Origin of the sequence: Chryseobacterium sp. YR221 (assembly GCF_900176315.1) — a bacterium.
Classification (GTDB): Bacteria; Bacteroidota; Bacteroidia; order Flavobacteriales; family Weeksellaceae; genus Chryseobacterium; species Chryseobacterium rhizosphaerae.
Genome location: NZ_FWXM01000002.1, coordinates 188130 through 200049 on the forward strand (window position 1 = coordinate 188130; position 11920 = coordinate 200049).

The 11920-nt window shown below is 39.1% G+C and carries 9 protein-coding genes; 8 read left to right on the top strand and 1 reads right to left on the bottom strand.

The window, feature by feature from the left end:
• Nucleotides 1–63 precede the first annotated feature (63 nt).
• The 8 genes from B8967_RS05830 to B8967_RS05865 all read left to right on the top strand — a co-directional run bounded on the left by B8967_RS05830 (nucleotide 64) and on the right by B8967_RS05865 (nucleotide 11412).
• A complete protein-coding gene (locus B8967_RS05830; RefSeq protein ID WP_143330478.1) occupies nucleotides 64–708 on the top strand; it encodes an NAD-dependent epimerase/dehydratase family protein in 645 nt (214 codons plus the stop codon).
• A 282-nt stretch (nucleotides 709–990) separates the two neighbouring features.
• The gene (locus B8967_RS05835; RefSeq protein ID WP_084085143.1) at nucleotides 991–4029 is read left to right on the top strand and encodes a choice-of-anchor I family protein; all 3039 of its coding nucleotides are present in this window, start codon (nucleotides 991–993) and stop codon (nucleotides 4027–4029) included.
• 242 nt (nucleotides 4030–4271) lie between these two features.
• Nucleotides 4272–4661: a DUF3060 domain-containing protein gene (locus B8967_RS05840; protein WP_084085145.1), complete on the top strand. Its 390-nt coding sequence runs from the start codon at nucleotides 4272–4274 to the stop codon at nucleotides 4659–4661.
• A gap of 183 nt (nucleotides 4662–4844) precedes the next feature.
• Nucleotides 4845–5252 carry an HYC_CC_PP family protein gene (locus tag B8967_RS05845; RefSeq protein WP_123863317.1) on the top strand — a complete coding sequence of 136 codons (408 nt, stop codon included), beginning with the start codon at nucleotides 4845–4847 and terminating at the stop codon, nucleotides 5250–5252.
• A 70-nt stretch (nucleotides 5253–5322) separates the two neighbouring features.
• A complete protein-coding gene (locus B8967_RS05850; protein ID WP_084085147.1) occupies nucleotides 5323–6711 on the top strand; it encodes a TolC family protein in 1389 nt (462 codons plus the stop codon).
• Nucleotides 6712–6725: 14 nt separating this feature from the next.
• Nucleotides 6726–9878, top strand: coding sequence for an efflux RND transporter permease subunit (locus tag B8967_RS05855; protein ID WP_084085149.1), 3153 nt, complete (start codon nucleotides 6726–6728; stop codon nucleotides 9876–9878).
• 11 nt (nucleotides 9879–9889) lie between these two features.
• Entirely contained in the window at nucleotides 9890–10975 is a 1086-nt protein-coding gene (locus B8967_RS05860; protein ID WP_084085151.1) for an efflux RND transporter periplasmic adaptor subunit, read from the top strand.
• An 8-nt stretch (nucleotides 10976–10983) separates the two neighbouring features.
• Complete coding sequence (locus B8967_RS05865) at nucleotides 10984–11412, top strand: hypothetical protein (RefSeq protein WP_084085153.1); 429 nt, start codon at nucleotides 10984–10986, stop codon at nucleotides 11410–11412.
• Between the two features lie 226 nt (nucleotides 11413–11638).
• Here the strand turns inward: B8967_RS05865 and B8967_RS05870 are convergent, their stop codons facing one another.
• The gene (locus B8967_RS05870) at nucleotides 11639–11887 is read right to left on the bottom strand and encodes a NifU family protein (protein ID WP_002977212.1); all 249 of its coding nucleotides are present in this window, start codon (nucleotides 11885–11887) and stop codon (nucleotides 11639–11641) included.
• Between the last annotated feature and the right edge of the window lie 33 nt (nucleotides 11888–11920).

Consider the following 11920-nt stretch of genomic DNA (forward strand, 5'->3'; position numbering starts at 1 on the left):
ACTTTAAAGTAAACCCGATCCCTCATCCGTCATACAACTATCAATAGCAAAACAACGAACCCAATCAAAATAATTCTTACAGGAGCTACCGGAATGGTAGGTGAAGGTGTTTTACTGGAATGCCTGGAAAACCCGAACGTTTCTGAAATACTGAGCATAAGCAGAAAACCTTCCGGAAAAAAGCATTCAAAACTAAAGGAATATCTTGTTTCTGACTTTTTGTCAATACATATCAATGATGAAAACCTGAAAGGCTATGATGCCTGTTTTTTCTGCGCCGGGATCAGCAGTGTCGGCATGAATGAGGAAGACTATACTAAAATTACTTACGATACCACTCTGCATTTGGCAAAAGCTGTTCTGAATCAGAATCCGGAAATGGTCTTCACCTATGTTTCAGGAGCTCAGACTGATAGCACGGAAAGTGGAAAGCTAATGTGGGCAAGAGTGAAGGGGAAAACAGAAAACGCTTTAAAAAAGATGAATTTCAAAAGCGCTTATAATTTTCGCCCCGGATTTATGAAACCTGTTGAAGGTCAATTGAATGTAAAATGGTTTTTCAAACCTTTTATTTGGTTTTTTCCTATTTTTTTACCGTCAAAATCATTATCTTTACACGAAGTGGGGAAAGCTATGATCAATGCTGTACAAAAAGGATACCCAACTTCCACTTTAGAGATTAGAGATATTAAAAATTTAGCGATATGAGAGACATGTTAAAAAGAATTGTTCTGGTTATTTTTGTACTCTTGCTCCTGACTGCAGTTTCAGGATTTTTTTACATGCAACAACACCCTCTGGAAGGAAACAAATCCGGATCTATTCTCAATTTTTCCGGTAAGTCTGTCAGTAAGTAAATTCTATAATCGGCTATCCTCTATTGCATATTGGGTATGGTATGAACCTGTTTTTTAAACATTTCTTAAAATTCCATTAAAATAGTTAACAAACATAAAGTTCATTTTTGCATTTATCTAATAAAAGTAAAAAATGATCAACAACTACCTATTAAAAGGATCTGTCATTGCCGCATTCTTTTTTCAGAGCGGACTTTTCGGGCAAACCCTTATTCATTACTGGAATTTTAATAATAATGCTTCCACAGCTTCCATCACGACACCTACTTCTACACTTACTAATGGCTCACTGAATGTTTTAGCAGGTGGCAGCAGTATAATAGATTTTGCGAATGGTACAGGACAAAACTTCGATCCGGCTAATCTGAATGCCCGAAATGGAGATCCATCCGGAACCCATTTAAGATTTAATAATCCTATTGGGGGTGCATTACAATTCAACCTTCCTACAACAGGTTATAATAATGTGAATATAAAATTCACGACAAGAAGATCAGGTCAGGGAGCAGGAACACAGGCATGGTCTTATTCTACGGATGGAACCACCTTTATCCCCTACCAGACTGTAAATCCTCAGGATATCAACCCACAACTCATTACCTTTGACTTTTCGGCTGTAGCAGGAGCTTCCAATAACCCGAATTTTAAATTAAAAGTTGAATTTTCTGCAACAGGAGGAGGAACAGGTGGAAACAATCGCTTTGATAATTTTACGGTAGATGCGACTTCAGCAGGAAGTGCTGACACTACTCCCCCCACCGTCACTTATTTTCCTATAAACAACACAAATAATGCTTCAACAACTGTCAACCCTACTATTTCTTTTAATGAAAATGTAAGATGGGCAGACAATTCCGCGATTAACGATTCTAATGCACAAAATCTGGTAGAGTTTCGTCTGGGAAACTCTACTGGTACACAAGTTCCCTTTACTACAGCTTTCAGCAACAACATCATTACCGTCATCCCAACTTCCGGCTTAGTGCCGGGGCAGACTTATTATGTAGCTCTTAAACCCAATACAATTGAAGATTTCAGCGATAATGGAGTCACAGCAGTGACATCCAGTACATTTACAACAGCAGGAACTACAATTTCATTAGATAAGAATTTCATTAAAGTCAATGAAAATATAGGAACCCTGGCCTTCAAAATTAACGTAGCCAATCCCTCAACGGCAACAGTTAATGTAGTGGTTAAACCTGCTCCATTCAGTACAGCAGACAGTAATGATTTTAGTTTAGCTAACCAGACCATTACTATTACGCCTTCCACAACAAGTTATACTGTCAATATCCCTATTATTGATGATGCAACGGAAGAGCAGCAGGCAGAATATTTTGTGGTAAGTCTCGAAAACCCAACCGGAGCAACCATTTCGGGAGATAATTCTGCAACAGTTTATATTATAGACAATGATAAACCGGCCCCTGTTCCATCCAATCAGATCCAGCTGAATTATATCGGAAGTTTTGATCCTTCAGGAAATAATAACAGTTCCACAGAAATTGTAGTTCACGATCCTTCCACACAGCGTTTATTTACAATCAGCTCCATTACCGATGTATTTGATATTATTGATTTCAGTAATCCTAACATTCCATCGGTTATCAAAACAGTCAATATGGCTCCTTACGGCGGAATTACAAGTATCGCTGTGAAAAACGGAATCATAGCGGCAGCATCTCCAAACACCAATCCTCAACAGAACGGTTCTGTAGTATTTTTTGATATTAACGGAAACTTTCTGAAACAGGTTACCGTAGGAGCTTTACCGGATATGATTACCTTCACTCCTGACGGTACAAAAGTGATTACAGCCAATGAAGGAGAGCCAAACGATGCTTATACGGTAGACCCTGAAGGTACTGTCAGCATCATTGATATATCAGGAGGAATCGGTAACCTTACCCAAACTCATGTAGCTACTCTTAATTTTAACAGTTTTGATTCTCAGGTTTCAGCCTTAACAGCAACCGGATTAAGAAAAGTAAGAACCAACAATACCCTTTCTCAGGATTTAGAACCTGAATATGTCACCGTAAGTGCAGACAGCCAAAAGGCCTGGGTAACGCTTCAGGAAAACAATGCTATTGCAGAAGTTGACCTTACCACCAAATCCATTACTGGGATTTGGGGATTAGGTAAAAAGGACATGAGCCTACCGGGGAATGGCTTTGATGCCTCTGATAACAATGGAGAGGTATTAATTGCCAACTGGCCTGTAAAAGCTTATTACACTCCTGATGCTGTACAGAACTATAAAGTAGGAAATACCCATTATATTGTAACAGCCAATGAAGGGGATGAGAAAGACCTTTCCGGATACAGCGAAAGAACCACTGTAGGTGCTAATAATTACACTTTAGATCCAACTGCTTTTCCTCAGTCAGCCATACTAAAAGCTTCTCATAATTTAGGGAGATTCAGAGTTTCATCGGCTACAGGGAATGCAGACGGAGATACAGATTTTGAGGAAATAGCAGCATTAGGAGCACGCTCATTCTCCATTTTCAATGCAGATACAAAACAAAGAGTCTATGACAGTGGAGACCAGTTTGAAAGATACATTGCAACCTATTATCCAATGCTTTTCAATGTGGATAATGAATCCAATGCCATTAAAAACAGAAGCCGTGCAAAAGGTCCGGAGCCGGAAGGAGTTACCTTAGGGACAATCAACGGGCAAACCTTCGCTTTCATTACATTGGAAAGAACAGGAGGAGTAATGGTTTACAATATTACAGATCCTAACAATCCTACTTTTACAGATTATAAACATTCCCGTTCTACTTCTGCCTATGGTGGTGATAACGGACCTGAAGGTATTATTTATATAGCTCCTGAAAATACCACATCCCACAAAGGGTATGTCATTGTAGCCAATGAGATCAGTGGTACCTTATCGATCTATGAGGTAGCCCAGGCTCCAACCCTGGGAACGGGCGAAATACAATCTGAAACTGCAACATTCAATGTATTCCCTAATCCTGTAAACAAAGGAAATACCCTTTATTTTAACAGAAAACAGGATTATGAGCTGTATGATATGTCAGGAAAACTGATTGGAAAAGAAAAGGACGCTTTAACCATCAATACTTCCGGTCTTTCTACAGGAGTTTATCTTATGAAAACTTCTGAAGGACATCTTAAAAGAATTATTATCAAGTAATCTACATTTTACGATTTGATTGAAGCCTCTATTTTTAGAGGCTTTTTTGTTTATAATTTTAACTTAAAGAAGAGAGGTTTAAAACCTTGACAAGGATATCCAAGGATGTCGTCTAGGAATCTTCCCTTGACTTTTGAGACAGATTCTCTTTACATCCAAAAAAAGCAATCATTTAACTTTTGATTAACAATGAGAAAATTATTTTGTACTTATATTTACCTCCAACAAAAACCAAATTCAATATGAAAAGTATTAAAACAGCAGGTATTTTAGCTATCCTGTTACTAGGAACAGGTACTGCATTTTCTCAATCCAGAAAAACAGAATCCATGAAAGGGGTGGAACAGTCTAATGGTAAAACAATACAGGTAGATGGTGTTGGACATACCCTTAATTATACCCTTAATGGTGGAAATGTAGAGGTTTCTGGTGGTGATAATACAGTAACAGTTAAAGGAAGCGCAAGAAAGGTTTCTGTTTCAGGAACCGGTAACAAAATATACATTGATAAAGTGGATAACGTTGCCATAGAAGGTGGCAACAATACAGTATACTACAGAACTTCCGGAACAAAATCAGGAAAGCCTAATGCCTCTCTTACAGGAGTGGGAAATAAGGTTGTGAAACAATAAATAATCGAACGGTATCACCATAACTAAACAATTAATTAAGACTCAGAGATATCTTTGGGTCTTTTTTAATGGTTGAAAACAATGATTATCCATAGAAATGAGACCTATTTCCCGTAAAGTATAAACTTCTTCCATAATTATATAATATCATCAACGCTAATCAGGCTAATTTTATCACGCGAAATGAAAAGCGTCTTTCACATATTATTTCTCTTTCTTTATATGGTGGTATCTTCAGGGTTTACTACCAGCAAACATGTATGCAAAGGAAATTCAAGTGAAATCCATGTAGGACTGAAAAAGCTTTCTGATCTGGATTGCCCGAAATGCAGTGCCAATAAACAAAAAAATCATAGTGGATGCTGTAAGCTGGAAGTTAAAAAAATCTGTAAAGAAGACAACCTGCCACATTCTTACAAAAACTCTCCGGTTAAATTTTTATCAGCATCCATTCCTTATTATAACTTAGGGACAGTATTTGACAGTGCACCTGCTGCTGACCCTGAGAATCATACTTCTTATTTTGATCCTTCAAAATACCATCTCAACTACCCTTCCCTTTTCATCCTTCATTGCGTTTACAGAATTTAGAATACTGTTGAATCATACTATGATCCCAATAGGGACAACTATTTTTCAATTTTAATTCTAAATATACCATATGAATTTATCATTCAGAGCACTCATCTTATGGCTGGGCTGCCCTGCCCTGTCCTTTGCTCAATTAACGAGCTTAGAAGACGTATTACTTAGGGCCGAAAAAAATTACCAGTCCATCAAAAAAAAGGAAATCAATATACAGGCCTCTCAGGAAAGGCTTCAGCTTCAAAAAACCTACTACCTTCCGGAAGTTACGTTAATGGCTCAACAGAGTTTTGGGACTATTAACGCACAAAACGGACCTATGTACAGCCAGGGTGGACTTGGCACAGCCGCTACCTCAATGCCGCTGGCAGAACAGAACTGGAATGCTGCATTTGGAAGCTTATATCTTGCTAATGTCAACTGGAATATCTACACGTTTGGAAAGCTTGCCTCCAAAGAAAATATAGAAATCGCCAATACAGAAGTTCATCAAGCAGATTTGCATCAGGAAATTTTCCAACACCAGATCAAAACAGCCGCCGCTTATTTCAATCTTCTTGTCAGCCAACGCCTTGAAAAGGTTCAGCACGAAAATCATACCCGTTCAGAAGTCATTTATACCATCGCGAAAGCAAGAGCAGAAAGCGGATTAATTCCGGAAGTAGATGCCTCACTCGCCAAAGCGGAAATGTCCAGTGCCCAGACAGCAACGATCAATGCTAATGATCATGTACTGGACTACAACAAAAAACTAGCTGATTTGCTGGTGGAAGACTTTACAGATTATCAGCTGGATCATTATTTCAGTAGCAATACCCCATCTCTGACTCAGGAAACCGCATCATCTTCTGAAATGCATCCAAGCATTCTTTTTATTGCTCAGAAAATGAATAAAAGCAGGAAACAGGAAGACCATTTACACACATTGAAACTTCCGTCACTCTCACTTTTTGGAGTATTTCAGGGTCGTGGATCAGGTTTTGGATGGAATTATGTTCAGGATAATGCTGCTTTTTCATCGTCTTACCTAAAAGGAATCGGAGTAGACAGAATGAATTACATTGTTGGCTTAAACCTCAGCTGGAACCTTACGGACTTCTACAGAACCAGCTTCAAAGTCCATGAACAGAAACTGATCACAAAAGCATTGGATTTTGATTATCAGCAACTACAACAGGAGTTATCCAATCAGCAGAGCCTTTCTGAATCAAAGTATAAAAATGCGCTTATAAAAGTAAAAGAGTCCCGAATACAGATGCAGGCTGCCACAGACGCTTTTCAACAACAAAAAGCTTTATATGAAAATGGCTTGACAACCATTGTAGACTTCACCCAGGCTCTCTATCTTTTGAACCGTGCTGAGATCAATTATGAAATTGCACAAAATAATTCCTGGCAGGCAGTAATCCTTATTGCGGCTTCAAAAGGTGACATCTCGATCATTACAAAAGCAATTACCCACTAACCAAAAATTTAAACATGAATCTTATAAAGTTTGCATTACGCAGACCGATATCTGTAATGGTATTGGTATTGGGTCTGCTGTTTTTTGGAATAAAAGCCGCTAAAGACGTTAAAGTGGATATCCTCCCGGAAATGAATCTTCCCGTTGTATATGTAGCCCATTCTTTTAATGGATATACCCCACAGCAGATGGAAGGGTACTTCACAAAAATGTATGTGAATATGCTCTTATTTACCAACGGAATCAAGAGTATTGAATCTAAAAACACTCAGGGGCTCACCTTAATGAAAGTCAATTTTTATGAAGGAACAAATATGGGGGAAGCCATTGCACAGATTAATGCGCTTTCCACCCGTTCGCAGGTATTTTTACCTCCCGGAGCTCCACCACCGTTTATTATCCGGTTCGACTCCTCTTCACAACCTGTAGGACAGCTTGTTTTCCGAAGCAGTACAAAAACCAATAATGAACTTCAGGATATTGCCAATTTCAATGCACGTCCTTTTTTGATTGCTATTCCCGGGCTTACTACTGCTCCGCCATTCGGAGGAAGTCCGCGTACCATAGAGGTTAATGTAGATCCCGTTAAACTCCGTGCGCACCATATGTCTCCGGAGCAGGTAGTGGAAGCCATAAGCCGAAATAATATCACTTCACCTTCGGGAAATGTGTATATAGGAGAAACCAATTATCTTACCCCCACCAACAATACTGTAAAAAAGGTTGAAGAACTTGGAGACATTCCTCTTTTCAAGGGGACAGCAGATAATGTGTATATCCGGGATGTAGCTACCGTAAAAGACGGGGCGGATATCGCAACAGGATATGCTTTGATAGACGGGAAAAGATCCGTTTATATTAATATCGCCAAAGCCAGTAATGCTTCTACTCTGGAAGTGGTCAATACGCTGAAAAAATCCCTACCTAAAATACAACGGAATATGCCCGATGATGTCAATATTTCCTATGAATTTGATCAGTCCGTTTATATTTCAAATGCTTTAAAAAGTTTAGTTATAGAAGGTATTTTAGGAGCTTTACTAACCGGGCTTATGGTGATGTTATTTTTAAATGACCGCCGTGCTGCGCTAATTGTTGTTCTGACTATTCCGATATCCATTATTTCGGGAGTATTATTTCTGAAATTATTCGGACAGTCTATTAATATCATGTCTTTATCAGGCCTTGCTTTAGCCATCGGAATCCTGGTTGATGAAAGTACGGTGACCATTGAAAATATCCATCAGCATTTTGCAATGGGTAAAACCCGGGCACGGGCAATATGGGATGCTTGTCAGGAGATTGCCTTTCCGAAGCTTTTAATCATGCTTTGTATTCTTGCCGTTTTTGCTCCGGCCTTTATGATGAGTGGTATTCCGGGGTCATTATTTATGCCACTGGCGATGGCTATTGGTTTTTCAATGATTGTTTCTTTCATCTTATCCCAAACTTTTGTTCCGGTAATGGCCAATTGGATGATGAAACACGATCCACAAGTCTGTGAGAATCATAAACCCAATTGGTTTACCCGTTTCCGGGACCGTTTTGCCGGATTTTTATCTTCACTGATGAAACGAAGAAAGATCATAGTAAGTCTAAGTCTTGCGGTTATTTTGTGTATCGGAATCGGACTTTATCAGGGGACAGGAAAAGATGTCCTTCCTACAGCCAACTCACGCCAGTTTCAGGTTCGTATAAAAGCGGCTGAAGGAACCCGCATTGAAGTGACTGAAATCAAAGTGAAAAAATTTCTGGAACACCTGAAAAATAAAGTAGGAAAAGACAATATTGCTATTTCTTCCGTATTTATCGGGCAGCATCCTTCTACATTTGCGGTGAGCCCTATCTATCTGTATAATGCCGGCCCACATGAAGCATTGATGCAGGTTGCCCTAAAAGAATTCAACGGAAATTCAGACGAGTTCAAAGATGAGCTACGAAAATATTACAAGGAAAAAATGCCGGATCTTCAGCTCTCTTTTGAGCCTATAGAACTGACAGAAAAAATTCTGAGCCAGGGAACCAATAATCCTGTAGAGATACGGATTTCCGGAATGATGAAAAAAATGAACCGTATGTATGCCGAAAAACTTTTAGCAAAACTGAAAGATATAGACTACATGCGTGATCAGCAAATTCCTCAATCGATGAATTACCCTGCTTTACAGATTAATATAGACAGAACGAGAGCTGCTCAATTAGGACTGGATGCCCAGGATATTGCAAAATCACTGGTAACAGCTACAGCTTCCACGCGCTATACCAATAAAAACTTCTGGGTAGGAGGAATGATGGGGATTGCCTATGATGTACAGGTTCAGACTCCCCAGAATATTCTGAACAGCAAAGAAGAGCTGGCCAGCCTTCCGCTGTCTAAAAATTCTGATAGACCTGTTCTCGGAGATGTAGCCACCATTACCCCCACAAAAGAATTAGGCGAAAGTTACAATTTGGGAACGATGGGCTACACTACCGTGACAGCCAATATCCACAAAACAGATCTGGAGCAGGCTTCCAAAGATGTGAAAAAAGCAATTGAATCTCTTGGTGAGCTTCCAAAAGGAGTTAATATTGAAGTGGTGGGAATGTCTCCGGTATTGCATGAAACATTGGATAGCCTTTCTTCGGGATTGCTTATTGCTGCTACAGTTATTTTTCTGATGCTTGCTGCTACCTTCCAGTCTTTCCGAGTCTCTCTGGTAATTCTGACAACCGTTCCATTTGTAATTGTCGGTTCATTGGCATTACTGAAACTTACCGGCTCTACTTTAAATCTGCAGTCATATATGGGACTCATTATGTCTGTAGGAGTATCCATTGCCAATGCTGTTTTATTAATCAGTAATGCTGAAACAATCAGGAAATCAACAGGAAATGCTTTAGAAGCAGGTATTGAAGCTGCCAGGTTGCGTATCCGTCCCATTATTATGACCACACTAGCTATGGTTGCCGGAATGCTTCCTATGGCTATCGGCTTTGGAGAAGGTGGTGATCAGGTATCACCACTAGGCCGGGCTGTCATCGGAGGACTTATTTTTTCTACATTCTCTGTTCTGTTTATCCTTCCTCTTGTTTTCGGATGGATGCAAAAAAACACCAGCATTATTTCTCCTTCGCTAGATCCTGAAGACAAAGAAAGCATTCATTATTCTAATCCCAATCCATAATTTTATATCCAATGAAAAACATTTTATATACCGCCATTACTTTAAGTCTTATTGTTATTCCGGCTTCCTGCAGAGATAAAACGGAAACTGAGCCAAAGCTGGAAACAAAATCTATGATGATGCCTGCCATGGAAACTGTGGAGATAAAAAAAAGCAATCCAAAAGTTGATCTTACACTTCCCGGTGAGCTTGTTCCGGATCAGGAAACTGCTTTATTTGCCAAAATACAGAGCTATGTCAAGAAAATTAATGTAGACATCGGTTCTTATGTAAATGCCGGACAAATCCTTATGGTTCTGGAAGCACCGGAAATACAGTCTCAGGCAGCCAATGCAAAAGCTAAATGGCAGGCCCAGGAGGCCATATATACTGCCACAAAATCCAATTATGACAGAACCTACAGGGCCAATGAAACCAAAGGAGCAATTGCCAAAGATGCCCTGGATCAGATCACTGCGCGCAAACTTTCTGATGAAGCACAGCTTAATGCAGCAAGGTCGGCATACCGTGAAATTCAGGATATCAACCAATATCTGGTTATCCGTGCTCCTTTCAGCGGAGTCATTACAGAAAGAAATGTAGACGTGGGAGCCTATGTTGGCCCTATGAGTGGAGCTCCACTGATGGTGATACAGAATACCTCGAAATTACGTCTCAGTTTATCTGTTCCCGAAGCTAATGTTCCTTACTTGAATCTGGGAGATACCATTTCATTCAGAATCAATGCTCTTCCGGAAATAAGTTTTAAAGCCAGGATATCAAGAAAATCAGGCTCTTTAGATATGAAGCTTCGTTCTGAGAAAATAGAAGCTGATTTCATTAATCATTCCAGAGAGCTGAAACCTTTTATGATTGCAGAATCAAGGATCCCTTTACAAAATAATGAAGCTACATTCTTCATCCCAAGGTCAGCTCTGGTAGAAAGCAATATGGGAATTTATATCATCAGAAAAGAGGCTGGGAAAGCTCAGTTTATCCCTGTAAAAAAGGGAAGAATTCTAAATGACACCATCGAAGTGTTCGGTGATCTGTCTGAAGGTGATCAAATTATTAAGAAAGGAAGTGAAGAAATTTTAGAAGGAAGTATAATTAAATAATATCAATAATGACAACAATTATCAGAACCCCACTCATCATTATTTTCTGTGCTGTTACCTGGTCTGCATGCAGCAATGAAAAACCTAAAAAGAACAGTCAGGAAGCTGCTACAATGCAAAAAATGCAGCCTGTAGCCTCAGGAAAATATGCAAAAGGGGACAAAGTTCCTAATGAAACCGTCTGTATGGTGAACAATGCCTATATGGGTAAAAAGCAAATAGAAGTTCCCCACGACGGAAAAATATATTACGGCTGCTGTGAGATGTGTGTAGAACGTATTCCCAAGGACAAAACTGTAAGAGAAGCTGTAGATCCGTATACCGGCAAAACAGTAGATAAGGCCAATGCCTATATTGTGATGATAAGTGATGACGGTGAGGTGGCTTATTTTGAAAATGAGGAAAACTATAAAAAGTTTTTAACTCAGCATTCATAGTTTATATTTTTCTACTATTGTTTTAATGGCCTGGCAATGGATAATTGCCAGGTTTTTTATTCCTGTAGGGCACACTTACATCCCGGTATAATATCTTTAGCAGACCCAAACCTCACCGGTTTTAAAAACCGGTGAGGTTTATTGGTAGCTAATGATAGATAAATAAGAAAACAAAAAAGACAGACCTTTAAAAAAGATCTGTCTTAAAAATATCTCCGATGTAGTTTTACTCTACGTTGATTACTTTTTCAATTTCCGGGGCATGTTGTTTAATGGTATTTTCAACACCTAATTTAAGGGTTGAAAAGTTCAATGAACATCCGGAACAGTTACCTAAAAGTTTCACAAAAACCTGGTTATCTTTCACATCAATAAGCTCAATATCACCTCCGTCCTTATTCAGAAACGGTCTGATGCTTTCCAGAGCTTCCATTACTCTTGTTACTGTATCTTCGTGCGTTATATTTGTTTCCATATTTTTTCAGTTCAATTCGGTTTTTTCAAATTT